This window comes from Paractinoplanes maris, assembly GCF_023544465.1.
In the GTDB taxonomy this organism is placed as follows: Bacteria; Actinomycetota; Actinomycetes; order Mycobacteriales; family Micromonosporaceae; genus Actinoplanes; species Actinoplanes maris.
The window spans coordinates 522,495-546,872 of sequence record NZ_JALPVL010000004.1 but is presented as its reverse complement, the minus strand read 5'-3'; the positions used below and the strand labels follow the sequence as shown (position 1 = coordinate 546,872).

The 24,378-nt window shown below is 70.5% G+C and carries 17 protein-coding genes; 8 read left to right on the top strand and 9 right to left on the bottom strand.

Going from position 1 to position 24,378, the window contains the following annotated elements; all coding sequences use genetic code 11:
* The first annotated feature begins 6 nt into the window (after positions 1 to 6).
* Both NAG42_RS14595 and NAG42_RS14590 read left to right on the top strand, forming a co-directional pair.
* Positions 7 to 990, top strand: coding sequence for a phosphotransferase family protein (locus NAG42_RS14595; RefSeq protein WP_250030776.1), 984 nt, complete (start codon positions 7 to 9; stop codon positions 988 to 990).
* 4 nt (positions 991 to 994) lie between these two features.
* Positions 995 to 2,143, top strand: a complete 1,149-nt coding sequence (locus NAG42_RS14590; RefSeq protein WP_250030775.1) for an epoxide hydrolase family protein — start codon at positions 995 to 997, stop codon at positions 2,141 to 2,143.
* Between the two features lie 4 nt (positions 2,144 to 2,147).
* Here NAG42_RS14590 and NAG42_RS14585 read toward each other — a convergent pair whose 3' ends face one another.
* A complete protein-coding gene (locus NAG42_RS14585) occupies positions 2,148 to 2,549 on the bottom strand; it encodes a RidA family protein (RefSeq protein WP_250030774.1) in 402 nt (133 codons plus the stop codon).
* A gap of 62 nt (positions 2,550 to 2,611) precedes the next feature.
* Here NAG42_RS14585 and NAG42_RS14580 point away from each other — a divergent pair, with 62 nt between their 5' ends.
* The gene (locus NAG42_RS14580; RefSeq protein WP_250030773.1) at positions 2,612 to 3,562 is read left to right on the top strand and encodes a helix-turn-helix transcriptional regulator; all 951 of its coding nucleotides are present in this window, start codon (positions 2,612 to 2,614) and stop codon (positions 3,560 to 3,562) included.
* Positions 3,563 to 3,575: 13 nt separating this feature from the next.
* Here the strand turns inward: NAG42_RS14580 and NAG42_RS14575 are convergent, their stop codons facing one another.
* The 4 genes from NAG42_RS14575 to NAG42_RS14560 form a co-directional block, all read right to left on the bottom strand.
* Positions 3,576 to 6,266 (bottom strand): ATP-dependent Clp protease ATP-binding subunit, encoded by a 2,691-nt coding sequence (locus NAG42_RS14575; RefSeq protein ID WP_250030772.1) that lies wholly within the window; start codon positions 6,264 to 6,266, stop codon positions 3,576 to 3,578.
* Entirely contained in the window at positions 6,263 to 7,570 is a 1,308-nt protein-coding gene (locus NAG42_RS14570) for a caspase family protein (protein WP_250030771.1), read from the bottom strand. The genes NAG42_RS14575 and NAG42_RS14570 overlap by 4 nt, the downstream gene beginning before the upstream one ends.
* A complete protein-coding gene (locus NAG42_RS14565) occupies positions 7,567 to 7,905 on the bottom strand; it encodes an effector-associated constant component EACC1 (RefSeq protein WP_250030770.1) in 339 nt (112 codons plus the stop codon). The genes NAG42_RS14570 and NAG42_RS14565 overlap by 4 nt, the downstream gene beginning before the upstream one ends.
* A 177-nt stretch (positions 7,906 to 8,082) precedes the next feature.
* Positions 8,083 to 8,553: a MarR family transcriptional regulator gene (locus tag NAG42_RS14560; RefSeq protein WP_250030769.1), complete on the bottom strand. Its 471-nt coding sequence runs from the start codon at positions 8,551 to 8,553 to the stop codon at positions 8,083 to 8,085.
* Positions 8,554 to 8,608: 55 nt separating this feature from the next.
* On the opposite strand from NAG42_RS14560, the gene NAG42_RS14555 reads away from it, so the two are divergent.
* Positions 8,609 to 9,784 (top strand): FAD-dependent monooxygenase, encoded by a 1,176-nt coding sequence (locus tag NAG42_RS14555; protein WP_250030768.1) that lies wholly within the window; start codon positions 8,609 to 8,611, stop codon positions 9,782 to 9,784.
* Positions 9,785 to 9,797: 13 nt separating this feature from the next.
* Here NAG42_RS14555 and NAG42_RS14550 read toward each other — a convergent pair whose 3' ends face one another.
* On the bottom strand, positions 9,798 to 11,021 hold the full coding sequence (locus NAG42_RS14550; protein WP_250030767.1) for a PP2C family protein-serine/threonine phosphatase: 1,224 nt from the start codon (positions 11,019 to 11,021) through the stop codon (positions 9,798 to 9,800).
* Between the two features lie 250 nt (positions 11,022 to 11,271).
* Here NAG42_RS14550 and NAG42_RS14545 point away from each other — a divergent pair, with 250 nt between their 5' ends.
* Entirely contained in the window at positions 11,272 to 13,530 is a 2,259-nt protein-coding gene (locus tag NAG42_RS14545; protein ID WP_250030766.1) for a helix-turn-helix domain-containing protein, read from the top strand.
* A gap of 30 nt (positions 13,531 to 13,560) precedes the next feature.
* Here the strand turns inward: NAG42_RS14545 and NAG42_RS14540 are convergent, their stop codons facing one another.
* On the bottom strand, positions 13,561 to 14,160 hold the full coding sequence (locus NAG42_RS14540; protein WP_250030765.1) for a hypothetical protein: 600 nt from the start codon (positions 14,158 to 14,160) through the stop codon (positions 13,561 to 13,563).
* Positions 14,161 to 14,281: 121 nt separating this feature from the next.
* On the opposite strand from NAG42_RS14540, the gene NAG42_RS14535 reads away from it, so the two are divergent.
* Positions 14,282 to 18,247 carry a tetratricopeptide repeat protein gene (locus tag NAG42_RS14535; protein ID WP_250030764.1) on the top strand — a complete coding sequence of 1,322 codons (3,966 nt, stop codon included), beginning with the start codon at positions 14,282 to 14,284 and terminating at the stop codon, positions 18,245 to 18,247.
* Here NAG42_RS14535 and NAG42_RS14530 read toward each other — a convergent pair.
* Entirely contained in the window at positions 18,244 to 19,677 is a 1,434-nt protein-coding gene (locus tag NAG42_RS14530; RefSeq protein WP_250030763.1) for a Dyp-type peroxidase, read from the bottom strand. The genes NAG42_RS14535 and NAG42_RS14530 overlap by 4 nt on opposite strands.
* Before the next feature lie 51 nt (positions 19,678 to 19,728).
* Positions 19,729 to 21,738, bottom strand: a complete 2,010-nt coding sequence (asnB, locus tag NAG42_RS14525; protein ID WP_250030762.1) for an asparagine synthase (glutamine-hydrolyzing) — start codon at positions 21,736 to 21,738, stop codon at positions 19,729 to 19,731.
* A gap of 140 nt (positions 21,739 to 21,878) precedes the next feature.
* On the opposite strand from asnB, the gene NAG42_RS14520 reads away from it, so the two are divergent.
* On the top strand, positions 21,879 to 22,562 hold the full coding sequence (locus NAG42_RS14520) for a response regulator transcription factor (RefSeq protein ID WP_250030761.1): 684 nt from the start codon (positions 21,879 to 21,881) through the stop codon (positions 22,560 to 22,562).
* A complete protein-coding gene (locus NAG42_RS14515; protein WP_250030760.1) occupies positions 22,559 to 24,319 on the top strand; it encodes a sensor histidine kinase in 1,761 nt (586 codons plus the stop codon). The genes NAG42_RS14520 and NAG42_RS14515 overlap by 4 nt, the downstream gene beginning before the upstream one ends.
* The last annotated feature ends 59 nt before the right edge of the window (positions 24,320 to 24,378 follow it).

Sequence of the window (24,378 nt, the reverse complement as noted above, 5' to 3'; positions counted from 1 at the left end):
GCCACCATGGAGAGCATCACCAAGAACCGGCAGTCGCCCGGCACCCTGCGAGCGATGGTCGCGCTGGCCTACGGCCCGGATCAAGTTCCTTCCGGTCCGCAGGAGTGGGTGCACGAGCTGGGCCACGGCTGGTTCAACGTGGCCTATCGGCTCCGGCTGCGCGACGGATACCAGGCGGTGCTCAAGGTGGCGCCGCCGGCCGGGGTCGAGGTGATGACCTACGAGCGCCGGGCGATGGCCACCGAGCTGGCCGCCCTGGCCCTGATCTCGTCGTCCACGTCGGTCCCGGTGCCGCGGGTCGACTACGTGGACACGTCCGGCGAGCTGGTCGACGCCGACTGGTTCTGCATGCCCTTCGTGGACGCCGACAACTACGGGATCATCCGGTCGTCGTTGTCGGCCTGCGAGCAGGACCGGCTGGATGTCGCCCTGGGCGAGGCCAACCGGTCGCTGAACGCGCTGGCCGGTCCCGCCTTCGGCCCGCTCGCCGGCCCCGGCGTGCCCACCTGGCGGCAGTGCTTCCTGGGCATGCTCGAGGACGTCCTGCACGACGGTTCGCGGCGAGCGGTCGACCTCGACTACGCCGGGATCCGCGCGCTGGTGACCGCCCACGCCGACTGCCTGGACGAGGTGCGCTCGCCGCGCTTCGTCGAGTGGGACCTGTGGGCGAGCAACGTCCTGGTCCGCGACGGCCGGATCGTCTGCGTCATCGACCACGAACGAGCCTTCTACGGCGACCCGCTGATCGAGGCCGGCTTCGTCGCCACCGAGCTCGGGGCCTTCGGTAACCCGACCGCCTTCGTCCGCGGATACGGCAAGGGCCGTTTCACCGAGAACGAGCGGGCCCGCCGCCGCCTCTACAACCTGCACCTGACCCTGACGATGGTGATCGAGGCGGTCTATCGCGGGCGCACCGGCCACCAGCAGCAGGATTGGGCCCGGGCGCGCCTGGCCGAGGCCGTGGCCGCCCTCCGACCGGTGTTAGCTTGAGGCGGTGCTGACCACACCGTTCACGATCGCCGTGGCCGACGAGGTACTGACCGACCTGCGGGAGCGGATCGCGCGGATCCGGTGGCCCGACGCGGTCGACGGGGCCGGCTGGGCGTACGGGACCGATCTGGGATATCTGCGGGAGCTGGTCACCTACTGGGGTACGCAGTTCGACTGGCGGGCTCGGGAACGCGAGCTCAACCGGTGGGCGCACTTCCGGGCCGAGGTCGACGGGCTCGGCGTGCACTACGTGCATGAGCGCGGCCGGGGGCCGGACCCGATCCCGCTGATCCTCACGCACGGCTGGCCCAGCAGCTTCCTCGAGCACCTCGACGTGCTGCCGCTGCTCACCGACCCGGCCGCCCACGGCGGGCAGGCCGAGGACGCGTTCGACGTGGTTGTCGCCTCGCTGCCGGGCTACGGCTTCTCCGACCGGCCGCACCGGGCCGGCATGACCAAGGCCGCCATCGCCGACCGGTGGGCCGGGCTGATGCGGGGCCTGGGCTACGACCGGTTCGCGGCACACGGCTCCGACATCGGGGCCGGGGTAACCGTCGCGCTCGGCCGGCAGCACCCGGAACGGCTGATCGGGCTGCACCTGAGTGCCTACACGTTCCCGGCGCCGCCCGAGCCGTGGACGCCGGCCGAGCGCGCGTACGTCGAAGCGCAGGAGCACTGGCACCGGACCGAGGGCAGCTACCACCTGCAGCAGGCGACCAAGCCGCAGACCCTCGCCTTCGGCCTGACCGACTCACCGGCCGGTCTGGCCGCGTGGATCATCGAGAAGTTCCGGGCCTGGAGCGACTGCGGCGGCGACGTGGAGTCCCGGTTCACCCGCGACCAGTTGCTGACCAACCTCACCGTCTATTGGGTCACCGAGACGATCCACTCGTCGACCCGGGTCTACTACGAGGAGCGGCAGAACCCGTCCCCCGCCACCACCGCGGTGCCGGTGCCGGCCGGCTTCGCCGTTTTCGCCAACGAGTTCGTGCCCGAGGGAAAGCCGCCCCGGGAGATGGCCGAGCGGACCTTCGACGTGCGCCGCTGGACCGAACTCGCGAGCGGCGGGCATTTCGCCGCGCTGGAGGAGCCGGCCGTCCTGGCCGAGGAGATCCGGGCGTTCTTCCGGCCCCTCCGAGCGGCGACGTCCTAGCGACTCATTCCACGGCGGTCCCCTCCAGCTCGACCATCAGGCCGGGGAGGGCGAGCCGGGTGACGCCGAGCATCGTGGTGGGCGGGGCCACCCCGGCGGCGCCCAGGCGCGAGGCCAGCACGCCGTAATGCTCGAAGAGCCGGTCGACGTCGGTGGTGTGGACGGTGAGCCGGACGAGGTTCGCGAGGGACATGCCGGCCCGGCCGAGTACGGCCTCCAGATTGTCCAGGCTCAGGTCCAGCTGCGCCGCCAGGTCATCGAGATGCTCGGGCCGGCCGTCGCCGCCCATCGAGGCCTGCCCGGAGCAATACAGGGTGCGGGTGTGCCCGGAGACCACCTCGCCCTGGTTGAAGCCTCTCTCCACCGACCATGTCCACGGGTTGATCGCGGTTCGTTCGCCTGTCATGCGGGCAGCTTCGCAACTCAACCACGACATCCTCTGTCATGTATTCGTGGAAGACTCGGCCCATGCGAGCCGACCGGTTGGTCTCGCTGGTGCTCCTGCTGCGCCAGCGGGGCCGGCTGTCGGCGACCACCCTCGCCCGCGAGCTCGAGGTCTCCACCCGCACCGTGCTGCGCGACATCGAGGCGCTGTCGGCAGCCGGCGTCCCGGTCCACGCCGAGCGCGGCCGGCACGGCGGGTTCGCGCTGCTCCCCGGTTTCCGGACCGAGTTGACCGGGCTGACCGACGACGAGGCGCTGGCCCTGCTGGTCGCCGGGTCGCGGCCCGGCGCGCAGGCGTTCGGTCTCGGCTCGGCGCTGGCGTCGGCCATGCTCAAGGTCGTCGACGCGCTGCCCCGGGTGGCCGGCGTGACCGAGCGACTGCTCATCGAGCCCGGGGCCGACCTCCTCGCGCGCCGGCTGGTCACCGAGGATCTGCCGGGCGCGGCGATGGCCGAGGTCCGGCGCGCGGTGCTCACCGGCCACCAGCTGCGCATCCGATACGAGCCGGTCGGCCGCGCCCCGCAGTGGCGCACGGTGGACCCGATCGGCCTGGTCACCGCACGCGGTCAGGGCTACCTGCTGGCCACGAGATCCGGCGCCGACCGCACCTACCGACTCTCCCGGATCCTGGCCGCCGAGCAACTGGCCGAGCCGGCCCGCCGCCCCCACCGGGTCGACCTGGACCAGACCTGGCAGGACCGCGCCACCCGGTTCCGGACCGGCGGCGACCAGGTCACCGTGCTGGCCCGGGTGACCCCGGCGCGGCGCGAGGAGCTGGTCGCCACCGCGCTGGCCATCCTGACCGAGGAGACTGACGCCGACGGCCGGCTGCGCCTCGAAGTGACCTTCCAGGACCGCAGGCACGCCGAGTGGGCGCTGTGGCAACTGGCGGCCGACGGCGAAGCCTTGAGTCCGCCGTGGTTGCGTGCTTCGCTGCACGACCGCGCGGCCGCGATCGCCAGCCGTTACGAGTAAAACAGGACAAGCGTCAGGCCATCATCCAGACGTCGCCGCCTTCATCCTTGAAGCCACTTACGCTCGGCGCATCGGGAAGCGTCCGCGCCGACACGCGGTGATCGCTCTGCCGATCGAGTGCTTCTCTGACCACGTCAGCGCGCAGGATCGCTCCCGGGTTGTGCACAGCCAGCCACGCGGCGGCGTCGTCGATCAGGTCAACAGCCGCAGAGGGCAGGTGACGGTCGCCCAGGTGTCGATCCGCCAGGCGGGCGGCCTCGGCCAGGGCGTCGTCCGCGATGCTCAGCTGGTGGTGTTTCTCGTACTGGGCGCGAACGGCTTCCAGGATGGTCACCGTGGCCGTGACCGTCGGCGCGGCCAGGAGAAGAGGCTGAAAGATCCGTGTCAGGCGGCGGTCGCGGGTGAGTTCCCGGTCGTAGTCGGCCGCCGTGCCGGTGGCGATGAGACGAAGACCCCGGCGAGACAGTGGAGCCACCAGCTCGACGGGAATCCGGTCCTCCACCACCAGCAGGACGTCGTCCCGCCCGTCGATCTCAGCGAGCAGGCCGGCCCCGTCCACCTCGGGTTCGAGCCCGTACAGCAGCTTGCCGGCCAGGGTGGGCGGCACCGTTCCGGTGGCGATCCGCTGGGCGAGACCTTCGATCACGGCGGTCTTTCCCACGCCGGGCTCGCCGATCAGAAACGGATTGTTGCGGGTTCGGCGAGAAATGATCTGTATGAGGTGGTCGATCTCCCGGTCGCGCCCGACAACCGGCGAGAGCTCGCCGGCCTGAGCGGCCTGGGTCAATTCCTTCCCGAACCGAAACAACAGGGCCGGCTCCGGCGGCAACGGCAGCACCGATTCCATCACGAGCGGCTGTGGCTCCGATTTCACCGGCCCCGGATGGTTGCCGGTGGCGGGCGGCACGGCCGGAGGTGCGGCCGGACTCTCGATGCGAGCCGACGCCGGCAGGAGAGCCGATGATGACGGAGGGTACGCCGGCACCAACCTCCGCTCGGCCGCCGAGATGGCCGACATCACGAAGGGGGGCAGGTAGGTGTGCTCCCGCATCTGCTGACAGAGCTCGAGCAGCTTGCCGTGCGGCGCCTCGCCGTCGTACTTGAGCAGCGTGTGCATTCCACCGCTGAGGAGTACACCGGCGATTCGCTGGTTGGGCAGTGCCTCCATGACCAGGTCGCCGAGCCGCTCCTCGACGGCGGGGCCGGCATTGCTCTCCTGCAGCCAAGCCCCGGTCAGGGCGGAGGCGACCGACGCCAGGGCCTCGGTCCCGCCGTCTCGCCCGGAGGCGTTGGACCGGTCGGCAATCTCGATCAGCTCCACCACGGTCCTGGGGGATAGCGGCCGGAGCTTCGGGCACAGCTGCGCCAAAAGGGCCAGCGGATCCGGCTCCACGGAGAACTCGATGGCGACCGAGTCGGTGACTTTCCGCTGTAAGTTCAGGTCAGCCACGATCCGGTCCGGCCGGGCGCGGTAAAGGCGGGGGTATCGGTGCCGGTCGAGTCCCAGGGCCTGCAGGAACTCCCGCCCCGCGGCCGCGTCGTCCGGGTCAGCCCAGACCCCCTGCAGCCAGTCGGCGACAAAGCCCTGCAAGGTGTGCGGGTTGTATGCGGAACTCAGCAGCTCGGTCAATCTCCGATGCCATGGATCCGGTCCAGGAACCGCTGCCGTCGGCAGGCCGATCAGATTGTGCCGCAGGCGTGACTGGGCCTGGATCAGTTCGTCGAGGATGCGATGGGCCGCTGCGGTGTCGGTCACGCGGCGCACCACGCCTGCTGCCTCGTCCGGCCGCTCGGCCACCCACCTCGAGATCAACTCGGGATGGCCGGCGTTCAGTTCCTCCGCCGCCACCGGGGAGACGATCAGGCGAGCGACGTCGTCGATTCCCAGCCGCCGCGAGGATCGGGCCGTCCGGGAGATCAGCTCTCCCAGATCCCGGCTGTCGCGCCGCCAGGCGGGAACAATTTGTTCGTGGACCACCTGGTCCAAGAACTCTCCCAATTCGTCCGTCTTCTGCAGCTCGAGCAGGCGCGCGACGCCTCGCGGGCTTACGATCTGCTCCTCGAAGGACTCCGTGACCGCGCGGGCCAGGCGTGGATCCGCCGCGCGAAACTCCTTCGGCCAGGCCCCGGACAACTCCCGTCTCCGCCGCCGCCCCGGCGGGAACAACACGCAGGTGGACCAGGAGATCGCGCGCGCCTCCGATTCGGGCAGCGCGTGAAGTACGCGGGCGATCACCTGAGCGGTCTCGGCCGGTTCGGCGCCGACCAGGATCCGGTCCCGCGCCGCGATGACATCGAGCAGGACCTCTTTGACGCAGTCGACCAGGACCGCCTCCGGCATCACCGGTTCGACCGGCCGGACACCGGTGGCAGCAATCCCTAGTCTCCATGCATCGCAGGCCTCCACGTCGTTGACCGCGAAGGCGAACCGGCATGCCCCGGCGACTCCGAATTTGTTGTCACCACGCCGCCCCTGGACGACGAAGCACCACCTCCGGCGACGGCCGACCGGCACGTGGCGCAGGGTCCAGACGGGATGTGTGCCGGTGTCGCGAATGAATTCCGGCGGTTGCGTCAGGTCCGCTTGGAGCATTGCCTCGGCCGCTGCCCAGTACTCGGCCGGCGCTTTGTTGTCCCCCGGTTGCCGACTGAAGCCGGTACCGGTCAGATCCGCCCACTGAACGACCACCATCTCGCCGGTCATCGGCCGGCCTCGGTCAGGTCCGACAGGTCGGCCGCCGCCCGGTCGCGCGTCGGCGAGTCCTGTGGGGCTCGTTGGACGATCTCTCTCAGCAGCGCCTTGGCCTCCGACTGCGCTCCCAGCAAGGCTATGTTGCGGGCCAGCATGTGCTGCGTGCGCAGAGCGTCGTCGTGATCCGGGCCGAGCGTTCGCCGCCGGTCGGGCAGCAGCACCCGCAGCATCGCGACCGCCTCGGCCCGGGCGCCCGACTCCCCCAAATTCACCGCGAGGAACTGCCGCGTTCGCATCGCCTCGGCGTCGTCGGCCTCGGGTACCCGGCGTATCTCGACCTCCAAGATCTCGTGGAGGAGAAAGGACGCCTCCCGCGGATCGCCCATGGCCCCGAGCGCGTGCGCCGCGAGCCGCCTGGTGCGCAGAGTGTCCCCATGATCGGACCCGAGGAGCCGGGTCTGTTCCGCCTGCACCTCCCTGAGAGTCTCGAGCGCGCTGGACCACCGTCCCTCAGCCGCCTCCGCCTCGGCCTTCCGGAAACGGCGACGGCAGCCCTCCGCCACGGCCGCCGAAAATCCGCGGTTCCGCGCCAGGACAAGATCGTTTCCGGTACGGGAGCCGCGGCTCAACGGCGTCGGGAGCCCGCGCGCGGTCAGTCGCTCCCGGACCGCGCGATACAGGGCATCAAAAGTGAAGAACTCCAGCTCGGAACACACGCCCTCGAGGAGCACAGTGAGCAGTTGCCCGGTGAACGCGGTGTGTGCCTCACCCGGCAGAACGAGCGCCACGTTGTCGGCCTGTGCCGACGTGAGCAGGCAGCATCCTTCGACCTTGAGCTGTCCCAGAAGCGACTCCTCCGGTCCGGCCAGCTCACCGCCGAACGCCGCACCGGAAAAGCAGCAGTCCAAGATGACGACCTTGGTACGGGCGGGACTGTCGAGGACGATCCGGCGCAGTGTCTCGTACTTGAGCGAGCCGAAGTCGGGATCCTCCGGGTCGGTCTCGTACATGGCGAGATAGAGCTCATGGCGCGGGCCGGCCTTCAGCCCGTGCCCGGCGTAGTAGATGAGGAGCAGATCCTCCGCCTTGGAGGCGACCGCGCGCAGTCGTTTGCCCAGGCTGGGCAGCCTGTCGTCGTCGACCAGGACGGTGCAGTTCGCGTCCGGAACGATGCCGAAGTCGCCATCAGTGAACGCGGTGGCCAAGTCGGCCACGTTGCGCAGGACTTCCGGCACCGGCGGCAGCGCGTCGGCGTCGGCGAACTTCGAGGCACCGAGCAGCACGACCTGCGACCGTTCCCCGTCCGGCAGGCTCACGGAGTTTCGTCTCCCAGTGACCGCAGGATCTTCTCGATCTCGGAGGCGCTCGTGTTGGTCGTGTCCAGCTCGATCTGCCGGACCGGGCCGTCGCGCAACGAGACCTTCAGCCGGACCGTACGGTTGCGGGGCTGGGCCAGCCACGCGCGCAGCGAACCGGCCAGAACCGTCAGCGCCCCGCCTGAACCAGCCGCCACCACGAGGACCTCGACAGCGCCCAACTCGCCGGGGCGGGGCGTCGGCCGCTCGCGTTTGACCAGCGGCCGAAGGTCAGGCTCGGCGACCAACCAGCCGTCAAGATCGTCAATGTCCATGCCGGACAATTGGTACTCCATTGCACGCATGGTAGTGAGAGCTACCCGAAATGCTGTCCCCCCAATGGGCGGCATTCCCCGCGGATCAACCGGTGAGGATGGGCTTCAGGCGCCCGTACGGCATGGTGCGCGGCGGACGACGACATCCCAGCGCTCGCCTGGTCGTCAGGACAGGGCACCGGTCCAGCCGCACGAGGCCTAGCGTTGTTCGCGGGAGTAGTCGTTCATGGTTGCGCCGACCTCGGTGAGGAGCCGGTCGCATTCGGCCAGCAGATCGGGAGGGTATCGGCTCAGCACGGCGCTCAGGCGCTCGACCAGGGGGTCGAAGAACTCGTGCAGCCGGGCGTCCACGCTCGCGTTGGCGTGCACGGTGACGACGCGCCGGTCGGTGGTGTCGCGGACACGCCGGATGTGGCCGGCCGCCTCGAGCCGGCTGATCAGCGATGAGGTGGCGCCGGCGGTGAGGCCGACCCGTTGGGCGAGCGCCGACTGGGTCAGCGCGAGGCCGCGGTCCTGCGCGCCGAGGATCTCGATCAGCGCGTTGGCCTCGGTGACGTGCAGGCCCAGCGCCGCACCGAACTGGCGGCCCAGCTCCGAATACGCGAGCGCGTGACCGTGGAGGCCCTCCAGCAGGCGATCGCGCTGCGCGTCGAACCCGGAAACTGCCATGGTCAAACCGTATCAGTGCTTGATAGTTTGACCGTGTAACTATTTGGGAGGGCACGTGGAGACACGCGTACTGGTCACGGGCGCGAGCATCGCCGGGCCCGCGGCGGCGTACTGGCTGGCGCGGGCCGGGTGCCGGGTCACCGTGGTGGAGCGGGCGCCGGTTCTGCGCGAGGGCGGGCAGAACATCGACGTACGGGCGACCGCACGCGAAGTCGTGCGGCGGATGGGTCTCGAGGACGCCGTCCGCGGGCGCAACACGGGCGAGGTCGGCACCCGGTTCGTCGACGAGGCGGGCGCGGTGGTCTCCGAGTTCCCGGTCGGCCCGCCCGGTGCGGCCGACGGGCCCACCGCCGAGCTCGAGATCCTGCGGGGCGCGCTGTCGCGGCTGATCGTCGACGCCTGCCCGGACACGGTCACCTGGCGGTTCGGCGACGAGATCACCGCGGTGGAGCAGGACGGCGACGGGGTCGACGTCACCCTGGCCGGCGGGCGGGAGCGGTTCGACCTCGTCGTGGTGGCCGAGGGACCGGGCTCGCGCACGCGGGGTCTGGTGTTCGGTGACGAGGTGCGGGAGCGCGCCCTCGGCATGTACATCACGTACGGCACGATCGAGCGCGAGCCGCAGGACGATGACTGGTGGCAGTGCCTGGTCGTGCCGGGCGCCCGGCAGATCTCGCTGCGGCCCGACGACGTCGGGGGCACGCGGGCCATGCTCACCTTCCGGTCGGACAGCCCGGTGCTCGAGGGTCTGAGCCCGTACGAGATCCGGCGCGAGCTGTGCCGGCGGTTCGCCGACCTGGGCTGGGAGGTGCCGCGCATCCTGGACGGCTTCGAGGCCGCCGACGATCTCTACGTCGACTGGCTCCGGCAGGTCCACGCGCCCACGTGGCATCGCGGCCGGGTCGTCCTGCTCGGCGACGCGGCCTGGTGCGTCACCCCGATCGGCGGTGGCGGCACGTCGCTCGCGCTCACCGGCGCGTACGTCCTGGCGGCGTTCCTCTCCCAGCACGAGCCGGCCGAGGCCTTCGCCCGCTACGAGGAGTGGATGCGGCCGCTGGTCGACGACGCCCAGCGCCTGCCGCCCGGCGTCCCCCGGATCGCCGCGCCCCGGTCCCGAGCCGGCGTGCAGGCGTTGCGGTGGGGCACCAAGGTGGCCGCCCTGCCGCTGGTCCGCTCCCTGACCACCAAGCTGACCGCCGGACCGGCGGCGGACCGCGAACTGCCCGGCTGACGGCGCGGACTCCTCAGAGCCGGCCGGGGATGCGGACGGCCAGCATCGCGATGTCGTCGGCCCGGTCGACGGGCATCTCGCCGGCCAGGCGGGCCAGCAGGTCGCGCGGCATGCCGAAGTTGCGGATCCGCAGGCGCTGGTAGAGGCGGGCGAAGCCCTCGTCGATGTGGTGCCCCCGGTTCTCGACCAGGCCGTCGGTGTGCAGCAGGACCGTCGAGCCGGGTGGCAGCGGGGCCGTGTAGGTGTGGCGCGGCGTGCCGCGGCGGGCGCCGAGCAGCATGTCGTTGCCGGTCAGGGCGCGCACCTGGCCGTCGGGCTGGATGACCACCGGCGGCGGGTGGCCGGCGTTCGACCAGCGCAGGCGGTGTCCGCCGCTGGGTGCGCGGTCGATGAAGGCGACGACCGCTGTGGCCATGGTGGCCTCGCCGAGCGCGTGGTTGGCCGCGTCGAGGCGGCGCAGCAGCGCGGACGGCGGTTCGCGGCGGTCGACCAGGTAGGCCCGCAGCATGTTGCGCAGCTGGCCCATCTTGGCCGCGGCGGCCGTGTCGTGGCCGACCACGTCGCCGATGACCAGGGCCAGCCGGTCGTTCGGGCCGGGGATCACGTCGTACCAGTCGCCGCCGACCCGCTGGGAGGTCGCGGCCCGGTAATAGGCCGCCAGATCGTAGTCGTCGACGTCGGGCAGCTCGGACAGCATCGCCTGCTGCAGGGTCTCGGTGACCGCGGCCCGGGCGTCGTGCTTGACCGCCCGGTCGAGTGCCTGGCCGATGTAGAGGGCGAGCGTGGCGATGACCGCCCGATCGAAGACGTAGAACGTCTGCGGTTCGTCCCACGCGATCAGCACGGCGCCGGCCAGGTCGGGCAGCGGCGCGCAGACCACGGCCTGCCAGCCGAGGTCGTCGAGGCCCTCGGCGAGTCCCGGGTGGACGACGGTGAGGTCCATCGTGCACCCGTAGTACTGCGAGTGGCGGTCGCGGATCGCCACTCCGGTCAGCACGTCGGAGACGGTGGCGGCGGCGCCGGCCCGCGGGCTCGGGGTGACGCCGGCCAGCACGACGGCGACGTGCGTCGCGGACAGCGCGTCGCGCAGCAGGACCGGAACAGTTGCCAGGACGTCGGCGGTGGTGGACGTGGCGGCCAGCGCCTCGCTGGCGTGCAACAGCAGGCGGCTGCGGCGCAGGGCCGCGTCGCTCTGCACGGATGCCATGCCGGTCGAAGCCATGCCGGTCGAAGCCATGGCGGCAGGTTCCATCAGGACGGGTTTCCGCTCGGTCAACATCGATCTGCTCCCCCCAGTTCGTGGTTAAGAGCCTGCCGATCCGAGCGCGACCGTGCATCCGCCATTTTACTGTCGTCTTGCCTGGAAGATGCGATCGACGGACCTTGGCCCGCCCGTTGGCTCCTGGTTCGGGACGAACGCCGGATATTCCGCTGTTACGCAGGCCACATGCGGCGAGCCGGACCGGCCCGCGTGAAAGGGTGGAGCCATGGCTGAGGACGTTCCCTTCGGTGTCCTCCTGCGGCGGCTGCGACTTGCGGCCGACCTCACCCTCGAGCAGCTCGCCGAGGCGTCCGGCGTCACCGACCGGGCGATCAGCGACATGGAGCGGGGAGTCAGCCGCAGTCCGCGAGTGCGCACGGTCGAGGCGGTCGCCGACGGGCTGAAGGTCACCGCCGACGAGCGCGCCGCACTGTTCGCCGCCGCCCGGGCCGGCCGCCGGCCCACCGCGCCCACCACGGCCGGTGGTCTGCCGCTCCCCCGCGAGGTCGCCGACTTCACCGGCCGGGCCGGTGAGCTGGCCCAGGTCTCGGCGTGGACGACCGGCGCCCACGAGCACGCACCGGCCCCGGTGGTGGTGATCAGCGGGGCGCCCGGCGTGGGCAAGACCTCGCTCGCCGTCCAGGCCGCCCGGTCGTGGCCGGCCGACGCGCGCCTCTTCGTCGACCTGCGCGGGCTCGACGCCCGGCCGCTGGCCCCGGCCACCGTGCTGGGCCGGCTGATCCGGGCGGTCAGCGCCGAGCAGATCGCGGTCCCCCGCGAGGTCGACGAGGCGGCCGCGCTGTGGCACACGCTGATTCGCGGGCGGCGTCTCGTGGTGGTGCTCGACAACGCGATGACCGAGACCCAGGTGCGCCCGGTCCTGCCGCCGAGCGGTCCCACCGTCGTGCTGGTGACCAGCCGCCGGGCCCTGAGCGGCCTGGAAGGCGTACGCCGGCTGCGCCTCGACGCGTTACCCGAGGACGACGCCGTACGCCTGCTGGCCGCCATCCTCGACGAGCAGGCCGCCCCGGAGAGCCTGCGCCGCCTGGCCGAGCTCTGCGTCAACGTGCCGCTGGCGCTCCGCATCGCCGGCAACAGACTGCTCAGCCGCCCCGGATGGACACTCGACGACCTGGTCACCCGGCTGGCCGCCGAGGAGCAGCGGCTCGACGCCCTGACCGCCGGCGACCTCGAGATCAAGGCCGCCTTCACCCTGTCCTATCAGCAGCTCAGCCCGGTCGCCCAGCGCGTTTTCCGCCGGCTGGCCCTGGTGCCGGGCCCGTCGACCGGCGTGGAGCTGGCGAGCGTGCTGGCCGAGGAGACGGTGCCGGCGACCGAGCAGGCCCTGGACGAGCTGGTCGAGGTGTCCCTGCTGGAGCAGCGACCGGACGGCCGGCTCGAGTTCCACGACCTGCTGCGTCTCTATGCCGGGCGGGAGCTCGACCGGGAGGAGGACGCGGCCGCCCGGACGGCCGCGATCCGCCGCCGCGACACCTGGCTGCTGGACACCGTCGTGCGGGCCGGCCGCTTCTTCGAGCCGGAGTCCCCGGCCCCGCCGGCCGCCCCGGCCCTCCTGGCCGGCCCGCAGTCGGAGGCCCAGGCCGGCGACTGGTTGCGCCGCGAGGCCGAGAACTGGCTGCCCGCGCTGCGCCAGGCCGCCCGCGACGGCGACGACCAGCGGGTCATCGACGTGGCCGAGTCGCTGCACTGGTTCTCGGACGGCTGGCCCACCTGGCCGCACTGGGTGAACGTCTTCACGCTGTCGAGCCGGGCCGCCGAACGACTCGGCGACGACCGGCTGCGGGCCGCACACCTCGGCTACCTGGCCTGGGTGCACATCGTCTGCCTCAACCAACCGGAGAAGGCGCTGGAGCACGCCCGGCTCGCCCTCGGCTGCGCGGAGCGCTCGGGCGACGAACGCCAGATCGGCTGGACGCTCTACTACGTGGGGTGGGCGCTGAGCCGCCAGGAGCTGTGGACCGAGGTGCTCGGCCACGCACAAGCCGCCGTCGCCCACTTCCGGGCCGCCGGCGACCGCGAGGGCCTGCCCAACAGCCTCCTGCTGCAGGCCCTGGCCGTCCAGGCGATCGGCCCGGCCGACGACGCGATCACCCTGTTCGACGGCGCCATCGCGGCGGTGACCGACCCGGCCACGGCACCGCCCGAGCACATCGCGCTGTTCATCGAGGCGGTGGCCCGTTCGTTCCTGACGGTCATCGAGATCGGCGCCCAGCGCTGGGAGAGCGCCCTGGGCCGGGTCACCGAGTCGGTCGCGGTGGCCGAGCGTCTCGACCACCCGTCCTATCCCCTGCTGACCGCGCTGTCGCAAAGAGCCCAGGTGTACGCCCACCTCGGCGACACCGCCCAGGCCGCCCACGACCTGCAGACCGTACGAGACCTGCTGGCGCGGATGGGCGTCCGGGCCCCCAACTCCCCCGCCCTGCGCGAACGCCTGGCCGAGGTGGAGCGCCTCACCGGCCGGTGAACACCATTTCCCTCGGCAGGAGGCGAAGCCTCAGCGGCAGTCACACTCGGCGATCTGCATCAGTAGGTCAGCACTGTCCCGCTCCGGCGGGTAGAAGGCATCGAAACTGACCGCAATCCAGTCACCCACCGTGACGTCGCGGTGCCACTCGAGCGTCACCTTGTCGTTGTAGTAGGCGACCGGCTTCTTCGTGGACGTCTCCCCGTCGGGGATGGGGTTCCAGTACTTGATCGAGAGCGCGTATCGGCCGTGGTCCTTCCCTGGGAAGTCGACCTCGGCCTGCCGCTGCTCGATCCGGAACCACTCGTCAAGAACGATCGAGCCGGCTTCCGGCACGTCGAGCGAAGGAACACCCTCTTCGCAAGTGACGTCGGCGAGCTTGCCGGCCCCGGTCTCCGGGTCGAACGGCTGCTCAGCCAGCTTCATGCCCGTCTGCCATTTGGCCCCGCCGCGGGTGGGCGGCGGTGAGACCACCTGGATCCGGCGGAACAGGGCCGGCGGCCGGTCGTTGTCCTCACTCGGCAGCGGAGTCGCGTAGGGGTATCCGATGGGAGCCCCGAAGGCGAACCGAAGTGAATGGACACACGCGCCGATCAGTTGGAAGGTGGCGTCGCTGGTGCCCACAGCCATGACTTCTCCCCATTGGCGACAGACGCGCCGAGAGTGATGATTGATCCTCGACAGTAGGATCAGAAGGGTGGCCGCACAACCCGTGACGCAGGAGCCGCCGGGGACCCCATCGTCGAGGATCGTGTCTGAGCTGGCCGCGACCTGGCGTTCCTACCTGCCTGAACATACTTTGCGGCTGCTGCTGACGATCGAGAGTGTCAGCAACCCGCCAGTGACTCAGAGGGCTGAGGCGGTGGTGCTCTATGCCGACGTGGTGGGCTTCACCGCGCTGACCGAAAGCTTCGCGGACTCAGGCAGCTACGGCACCGAGCAATTGACGCGCATCATCAACCGATGGTTCGAGGTCACCGCCGACGCAATCGCCGCGTCCGGTGGAAGTGTGGTCGACTTCGCGGGCGACGCCCTGGTCGGCATGTTCGACTACTCAGCGGAGACAGCGGCAGCGGTAGCCCGGAGGGCCATTCACTGCGCCGAGTTGATCAGGGAAGCTACCGCTGAGGTGGTTCCGGTCCCCACGTCCGACGGCTCCCGCTCCCTCACCATCAGGGTCGGTATGGCCGCGGGGCCGGTACTGCTCATGCTGCTCGGTGATCCCGATACCCGTTTGCAACACCTCATCGCGGGCCCGGCACTCGAAGGAGCGATCGACGCACTGCATCGAGCCGATCGGGGCGAGATCGTGATCGACCCCGCCCTCCGGCAGGTCGCTGGTCCGCTCCTGACACCGGATCCTCCGTTTGCCCCAGCCGCACCGCCCACAGCCCAGTTGGAGCGGCTGATCGAGCCCTTCCTACACCCAGCGATCCGCACCAGGCTCCGCTTCGGACGGCACGAACTGGTCAATGAGCACCGCAAGGTCACCACCGCCTTCGTCCGGCTGCCTGACCTGTCGATCGACGACTCGACCACGGTCGAGGCGCTGCAGCGCTACCTGGCCGACGGGGTCAGGGTGATCGACCATTACGGCGGTCACTTGCGGCACCTGATGGCCGACGACAAGGGCACCGTGCTGGTAGCCGTCTTCGGCACGCCGGTCAGCTACGAGAATGACGAGGAACGGGCGCTGCGCTGCTGCCTCGAGCTGCTGGCACTGCCGGGCGGCGCCCAGGGTGGCGGCGTCACGACCGGACCGGTCTTCTGCGGCGAGGTGGGTTCCGATGTGCGCCGTGAGTACGCGGTGGTCGGCGACGCGGTCATCCTCGCCGCACGACTCATGCAGGCGGCCCCCTCCGGCCACCTTTTGATCGACCGACCCACGTTCGAGCGCGTACGAGACCTGGTCGTGGCCAGTGAAGTCAAGATCACCGCGAAGGGTAAGTCGGCGCTGATTCCCGCCTGGGCGGTCCAGGCCCTGCACGAGTCCACGCCGACAAGCCCGCTGCCCGCTCCCGCCTCAGGGGCGCTGGTCGGGCGCGCGGCCGAGATGACGCGACTGCGCAAGCTCGTGCACGAATCGCTCGCAGGCCAAGGGCACATCGTCTGGATTCACGGTGAAGCCGGCATCGGCAAATCCCGCTTGGTCGCCGAGACCTGCCGCCTGACCGAGAAGCTGGGCTTTACCGGCTACGGCGGCAGTTGCCGCTCGCACGGCATCAGCTCCAGCTATCTGGTGTGGCGCTCGATCTGGCGGGACCTGTTGGAGATCGATCCGACGCTGACACTTGATGAGCAGCGGACGGCGCTCACCCGACGGATCGCCCGCTACGACGGCACCGGCCAACATGCGCCGCTGGTTGCCGCCGTCATCGACCTGCCCATGCCCGACAACGACCTGACCGTCCAGCTCGACCAAGCCGGACGCGATGTGCTGCTGCGCTCCACCTTGCTGGCCTGCCTTCACGAGCGCGCCGCCCGCGGACCGATCGTGTTGATGTTCGAAGACTGCCACTGGATCGACCCCGCCTCGCTTAGCCTGCTCAACCTGCTTGCCGGCCGCCTCGCGCACCTTCCGGTGCTGCTCCTGGCGACCTCACGGGAACCACTGCCGACCGTGCTGATCGAGACCAATCACGTGACCGTCGTGCGCCTCGCCCAAATGACGAGTTCGGACGCCCGGCAATTGGCTACGCTGCGGCTGAGCGAGCGGTACGGCCGCGACACAGCAGTGGCCGGCAAATTGGTCGCTCAGATCGATGAGCAGGCGGGCGGTAACGCCTTCTATATCGAAGAGCTCGTCGCATATCTGCACGGCACCGACGTCGATCCGGCCGACCCGGCAGGGCTGGCCGCACTGCAGCTTCCGGACAGCTTGCAACGCTTGGTAATGGCCCGCATCGATCAGCTGACCGAGGACGAGAAAGCTGCTATCAAAGTGGCCAGCGTGATCGGCCGCCGATTCCAACCGCCATGGATCGCCTCGGTCTATCCGGCCGCCGGCTCGCCGGCCCAGGTCGCCGCCCACCTCAGCCGGCTGCACACACTGGAACTCACTCCTCGGGTGGCCTCGGGAGGCGAGCCGGAGTACGAATTCAAGCACCAGATCACGCAGGAGACGGCGTACCGGAGCATCACCTACGACACCCGCGCAATTCTGCACGAGAGAGCCGGGCACTTTATCGAGACGATGTTCGCCGACCACCTCATTCAATACGTGGACCTGCTGGCTCACCATTACGCTCGTACCGACCGGCTCGACAAGCAGCGGATCTGGTTCCGAGCTGCGGGTGATAGGGCCAAGGCGATCTTCGCCAACGAGGCGGCGACTCACTTCTACGAGCGGCTGCTCCCTCTCCTGCCCGACGCCGAACAAGCCGCGCTGCATATCGAGATCGGCACCGTCCAGCAGCTCACCGGCCAGTGGTCCGAAGCCGAACGCCACTATCGGTTGGCGATAGGAGCCGCTGAACTCACCGCACGCCGCGATATCGTCGCCGCCGGGCAACGGCAGTTGGGTGACCTACTCATGTACACCAGCTCGCACGCCGAGTCCTTGAACTGGCTGGAGCGAGCACTCGACGGCTTCGAGCTCCTTGGCGACGCTGAGGGCTTGTCGCGCACCATGGATCGAATGACGTTCGTGCTCTACCGTCAGGGCGAATACGGCGAGGCAATAGCCATGGCCCGCCGACATCTCGCGATGGCCACTGCAGCCGGTGACTTGCCCGCGATGTGCGCCGCACTCAACCATCTGGGGCTGTGCCTTCTCAATTCCGCCCGGGCCGAAGAGGCACTCAGCCACTTGAGCCGGGCATTCTCGACTGCCGAACAAGCCGGCGACCGGCACTGGATGCTGCACGGTGCCAACAACCTCGGCTGGGCGTTCTGGAGAAACGCCGACCACAGCCAGGCTGTCGGCTGTTACCGGCGAGCCCTGGATGTGGCGCGCGACATCGGCGACCGTCCCACCGCCGGAATCACCGTCGGCAACATGGGTGAGATCTACCGGGAGGAAGGCGACTTCGTCCGAGCCCGCGCGTGCGCGATGTATTCACTGCGAATCACTGTTGAGCTGCGCGACTGGATTCCCGTGATCGACCAGGTGAACGGCCTCGGGGCAATCGCCACGGCCGAGGGCCGCATCGATGAAGCGCAACGTCTGCTGGAACTTTCCATTCCGTTGGCCCGTGAGCTGGACGCGCCGCACTATCTCGGCGATTCGCTGCACCGGTTGGCTCGCCTGCACTTGGACGCGGGTCGCCTGTCGACTGCGGAGCGCTTGAACGCCGAGGCGCTCCGGGTGGCCGAACGGCACGACGAGCGCGACGCCCAGGTCAACCCGTACATCCTGGCCGTGCGACTGCGGGTGGACCGCGGTGAGATCGACGCCACCTTCGCGGCCGGCGCGCTGCGTAAGGCGGCCGACCGCTGGACCGAACCTCACCAGGTCGCGGCGCTGCTTGATGCCGCCTGGCGGGCGAACCCGCAGGACGACGAGGCCCGGAATAAGGCTGCCGACATCTACCGCAGGCTGTACGAGAGGGCGCCCAGCCTGGAATATCGCGACGCCTACCGCCGGCTCACCGGCGTGCGGCTGCCTCCGGGGCCACCCCTGCCGGCCCTGCCGAAATGGATCGTCGCGGATTCCGGTCCCGACCTCGAGACCCTGCTGGAGCGCATCGCTCGGATGCCCCGGCTGGCCCCTTCCTAGCCGTCCAGCCTCTCATCACCGGCCAGTTGCCAAAGGGCGGGCAGGGACGGGGCGAAGGCGTACACGGCGCCGGTGGTGGTGACGAAACCGCCGTACGCGGGGTCGGGGACCTTGTGGGCGTCGTCGCCCAGCCGGGCGGCCGCGCCCGCCTTGTTGTCGCTCAGGACCGGGTCGAGGCCGTCCACGCGGGGTGGCTCGGCGGGGATCCGGCCGTACTGGGCCAGCGTGGTCGAGGGAAAGCGGGCGTTGTTGGCCCACTTGCGCTGGACGTATTCGAACTGGTCCTCGATGCTCGTCAGGTACGAGTTGAAGACGATGCCGCGCTTCTGGCCATCCGGCTTCTTGCGGTCGAAGAGCTCGCCGAACGGGATGCCACGGCGCAGCATCTTGTGGATGCGGTCGCGGAAGACCATGTTGTCGCGCGGGTTCACCTTGCGGATGTGGGCATAGCGCGGGGTCTGGTCGCCGTCGGGGTCGCTGTCGAAGGTGAAGTCGTTCCTGTTCTCGCGGGTGGCGTCCGGTTTGGCCAGCGGCGTTCCATCGAGACGGCGGCCCATCACCCGGGCGGCCACGTCCTCGGCCGACTCCCCCTTACCGCGGAGCTTCTCCATCTGCTTCCACCAGCCTTCGGCGTCCTGTTCGAGGCGGCGCAGCACCTGGAACGAGCCGCCGCGCATCCACCGCGGCGGGACGGGCCGCTGCTTCCACGACGGGGGACGTCGTTCGGCCTCGCAACCGACGATGAACTCGCCCGCGGCGATGGCCGGTGAGCCGGCCGGGGACGGCTCGTCGTCGGCGAAGCCGCGGACGGACGGCTGGGAGATGCCGTCGGCGTAGCCGAAGTGCTCGACCCGTTGTCTATCGCGCCGGTGCACCTCGCAGTGCTGGGTATGGAGCACCTTGAGACCCGCGGCGGCCGCGGCGGCCTGTTCCCGTTCGACCGCCTGGTCGAAGGCGTCGCGGTCCTTGCCGGTGGCGATCGTCAGCACCGCGTCGACGGCCGGCCCGACGCCGCCGATCACCCAATTTCCGGGATCGCTGCGGCCGGTGTCGCCGAGCATCGCCGGCGTGGTGGTGAGCCGGCCCGCGTCGTCGAGCCGGGAGCCCAGTGGACCGCTCCAGAACGCCTCGTAGGCGGCCAGGCGACCCGCGGTCTCGGGGTGCAGCACAACCAGTCCGGACGCGGTGAGGCCCACATTGAGCAGGGTCTGGCCGGGCGCGAACCGGGGCTTGCCGGGAGCCGCCCGGGGCGGGACGCCGGCGGTTCCGGTGACGCGCCCGGCGATCCCGGCCAGCCAGCGGCGCGCACCAGCCTGGTCGTTGCCGAACGACAGGACCAGGAAGGCCTGGTACTTGCCGCCGAACGGGCGCAGGATGTTGCCCTGGATCTGTTCGGGACGGGCCAGCGGTGAGTCAGCAGCGATCGCCATGGCTCGAGGCACTCCTTCGGTCGACGGCGCGACCGATGGTATCCGCGACGGTTACTGACCAGTCAGGACTGTCGTGATTCGGTCGCTTTCCCCGAGGGCGGACTGGCCGCCGAGGGACTGGCCGTGGAGGGACTGGCCGTGGAGGGGGCGCGGCGCGGCCTGGGCCGGGGGCAGCGGCATGGTGAGCGGCACCGGGCGGATCGTGCGGTCGACGAAGATGGCCCACCACAGGCAGAACATGGCGACCGTCCACACCTTGCGGGAGTTGTCGGCGTGGCCCGCCCGGTGCTCGGTGAGCAGGCGCAGCGCGTAGTCCACGTCGATCAGGTGGCGGGGGCCGGAGCCGGAGATGAGGCCGCCCACCCAGTCGCCGATGCTGCCCTTGAGCCACAGCCGGGTCGGGGTCGGGAAGCCGAGCTTGCGGCGCTCGCGCACCGACTCGGGGACGATGCCGCGCATCGCCTCGCGCAGGGCGTGCTTCGTCGTGCTGCTGTGCGCGGGCAGTTTCAGTTCGGTCGGCAGGCCCGCCGCGGCGGCGTAGACGGCCTGGTCGAGGAACGGCACCCGCAGTTCCAGCGAGTGCGCCATCGACATGCGGTCGGCTTTGGCCAGGATGTCGCCGGGCAGCCAGGTGTGCAGGTCGACGTGCTGCATGGAGGTCGAGTCGTCGACGTCGGCGGTCTCGGCGTACAGGTGGGCGGTGATCGCCGTGTGCGGGTCGGCGGTGAAGCGCAGCAGGTGGGCCTTCTCCTCGGGTGAGAAGATGCGCGCGTTGCCGTAGTAGCGCTCCTCGATCGGGGTGGTGCCCCGCTCGAGGAAGCTGCGCCCGCGGACGCCCTCGGGGATGGCGTGGGCCAGCCCGCGCAGCCCGCGTTTCATGCTGTCGGGCAGCCGCTCGATGCGGTGCAGCGACATCGGCTCGCGATAGATGGTGTAACCGCCGAACAGCTCGTCGGAGCCCTCACCGGAAAGCGTCACGGTGACGTAGCGCGACGCCGTCTGGGCCAGGAAGTAGAGCGGGACCAGCGACGGGTCGGCCACCGGGTCGTCGAGCAGGTGCACGATGCGGGGCAGCTCGCGGATGACGTCGTCCTCGGTGACCACGGTCGGGGTGATCCGCACACCCAGCTGCCGGGCGGTGTCCTCGGCGATCTCGATCTCGGAGTAGCCGTCGGCCGCGAACCCGGCCGTGAACACGTGCAGGTCGGGCTTCTTCTCGCGGGCCAGCGCGACGATGGCCGACGAGTCGACGCCGCTGGACAGGAAGGCACCCACCGGCACCTCGGCGTGCAGGTGCTGGTGCACGCTGTCGCGCAGGGCGTCGCGGATGGCCTGCTGCGCGTTCTCCGGGGTGGTGCTGAGGGGGCGCAGCTTGGGGCGGAAGTAACGCTCGGTGCGTACGCCACCGCCGGCCGTCCAGGTCAGCCGGTGCCCGGGCGGGAGCCGCCGGATCTGCCGGTGCAGGGTCAGCGGGTCGGGCACGTACTGGAACGTGAAGTAGTGGGCCAGCGCGTCGGTGTCGATCGACGGCCCGGAGCCACCGGCGAAGGCCAGCAGGGCCTTGCGCTCGCTGGCCAGGAAGAGCCCGTCGACCGTCTCGAGCAGGTAGAGCGGTTTGATGCCGAACTGATCGCGGGCCGCGTGCAGGGTGCCGGTCCACGTGTCGTAGGCGACGAAGGCGAACATGCCGCGCAGCCGGGGCAGCGCGGCCGGGCCCCAGAAGTGGAACGCCGCGGCCAGCACCTCGCTGTCGCCCTCGGTGGCGAACGTGGCGCCGTGTTCGCTGATCAGCTCGGCCCGCAGCTCCCGGTAGTTGTAGATCTCGCCGTTGAACACGACGGTCCACCGGTCCCGGTAGTGCACGGGCTGGGCCGCCTCGGCCCGGTCGATGATCGCCAGCCGCTTGAAACCGAACGCGACCCCGTCGGCGAACTCGACCCGGGTGTCGTCGGGACCCCGATGGTGCATCGTCTCGAGCGCGGCCGCGAAGGCCTCGGCCGAGGCCGGGTCCGGCGCGCCGGCGGCCGGGCGGCTGCTGACGAAGACGTTCAGCCCACACATGGTGACCCTCCCCTGTTCGATGCCGGGAAACGTAGGTGGGCGGCTGTGAAGAACTTGTGGGGATATCGCAATAGCGCGGGAATCTCATCGGAATCTCACATTCCTTGGCCGGGGTGGCGCGGCCCGGTCACAATCGCGGCGTGACCGCACGTATCCTCGTGGCCGACGACGACCCCAAGCACGCCCAGCTCATCCGGCTCTACCTCGAGCGCGAGGGACACCAGGTGATGACCGTGGGTGACGGCCGGGCGGCGCTCGACGTGGCCCGGGCGCGCAAGCCCGACCTGGTCGTGCTGGACGTGATGATGCCTCTGGTCGACGGCCTGGACGTGTGCCGGATCCTGCGGGCCGAGTCGGACGTGGCGATCCTGCTGGTCACCGCGCGCTCGTCGGAGAACGACATGCTGCTCGGGCTGGACATCGGCGCCGACGACTACATGGGCAAGCCGGTGAGCCCCCGCGAGCTGACCGCCCGGGTGCGGGCTCTGCTGCGGCGGGCCGGTGCGGCCGACGGGCCGTCGTCGATCGTGCGGGTGGGCGAGCTCGAGATCGACGCGGGCCGGTTCGAGGTACGGGTGCGGGGCGCGGCCGTGACGCTCACCGCCAAGGAGTTCGGCATCCTGGAGCTGCTCGCCCGCGAGCCGGGCCGGGTCTTCACCCGCGGGCAGATCATCGACAAGACGTTCGGCTTCGAGCACGACGTCTCGGCCCGCACGGTCGACGCGCACGTGGTGAATCTGCGCCGCAAGATCGAGACGAACCCGGCCGAGCCGCGCTATGTGCAGACCGTCTACGGCCGGGGCTACCGGATGGCCGAGCATTGAGCTTCCGGCTGCGCATCTTTGTGCTGGTGCTGCTGGTGGCGGTGAGTGCGATCGGCGCGACGGCCTGGCTCACCCTCAACCTCACCTCCCGCGAGGTGGCCGAGGCGCTGGAGGCGCAGAGCCGGCACCGGGCCGAGATCGTGGCCGAGATCCAGCGCTACGGGTTGCGGCACGGCCGCTGGCCCGGGGTCGACCGGCTGGTCGGCGATCTGGCCGAGCGCACCGGCCTGCACATCCGGGTGCAGACGACGGCCGGCGAGGTGCTGGTCGACTCGGACATCGAGGCCGGGCGCGCCTCCGGTCCGGTGCAGGCCATCGCGTACGACATCGACTCGCTCCCGACGATGCAGGTCGTCACGACGACCTTGCCGACCGCCCGGCCCTCGGTCCTCTATGCCAAGCCGGGCCCGATCCCCCGGGACCTCTTCGGCCCCACCCCGACCGACCCGGTCTTCGGCAGCCCGGGGGCGCTGGCGCTCCGGCAGGCCGCGCAGTACCGCACCGGTCTCGTGCTGGTGCGCTGCCTCAACGAGACCCTCGGGGACGAGGCCTCGCTGGGCCGCGACCGGGCGCCGTACGTGACCCGGGAGCAGCTCGAACGGTCACCGGCCTGCCTGCACAAGGCCACCACCAAGGTGCTCGGCGACACGTATTGGCACGACGCCTACTGGGAGTACCTCACCTACTGCGACAACCTGACGAGGAACGGCCGCGAGCTGGGCGGCTCGAAGGGCGCGGCCTGCCTCCAGGCGGCGTTCCACGACACGGTGGTGACCAGCTCGGCGGTTCCCCTGCAGGTCTATCTGGGCGGTCGCAACGAGGTCGAGATCGCCGACTTCGGCCGCCCGGCGCTGATCGGGGCGGCGGGCCTGCTGCTGGTCGCGTTCCTCGGCACCTACGTGATCGCCCGGCAGTTCAGCCGCCCGGTGCGCCGGCTCACCGGGGCGTCGATCCTGCTCGCCGCGGGCCAGCACGACGTGCGGGTGCGCGACGAGGGGCACGGCGAGCTGGCCCAGCTGTCCCGGTCGTTCAACGCCATGGCCCGGGCGGTGCAGGACAGCGAGGAGCGGCAGCGCCGGCTCATCGCCGACGTCGCGCACGAGATGCGTACGCCGTTGTCGAACCTCCGCGGTTATCTGGAGGGCCTGTCCGACGGGGTGATCGAGCCGAGCCGGGAGCTGTTCGCCTCGCTGCACGAGGAGACCCTGCTGCAGCGCCGCATCCTCGACGACCTGCAGGTGCTGGCCCTGGCCGAGGCGGGCGACCTGGGTTACACCAGGACGCCGACCGATCTGGCCGAGCTGGCCGCGGCCGGCGTGACGGCCCAGCTGGCGGTGGCCGCCGCGGCCGAGGTCACGCTGACCGTGGACGCCCCCGAGCCGGTCTGGGTCCTCGCCGACCAGGACCGGATGCGTCAGGTCCTGGGCAACCTGCTGACCAACGCCATCCGCTACTCCGATCCCGGCACTCAGGTGCTGGTGCGGGTGAACGCCGAGAAGGTGACGGCAGTGCTGACCGTGCGCGACACCGGGGTGGGCATCGCCGCCGCCGACGTGCCGCACGTGTTCGACCGGTTCTGGCGGGCCGACCCGGCCCGCCAGCGCGCCACCGGCGGCTCGGGCCTGGGCCTGACCATCGCCCATCGCATCGTCACCGACCACGGCGGACGCATCGAGGTGGCCAGCGTGCAACACGTGGGCACGACGTTCGTCGTCCGGCTGCCCCGGTCGGAAGAGGCCGGCGCGGCTTTCGACTGATGATGCAAAAGTTATGCCGGTCGATCGAAAAGTCTGGACAGGACAGTTACTTAGTTCAT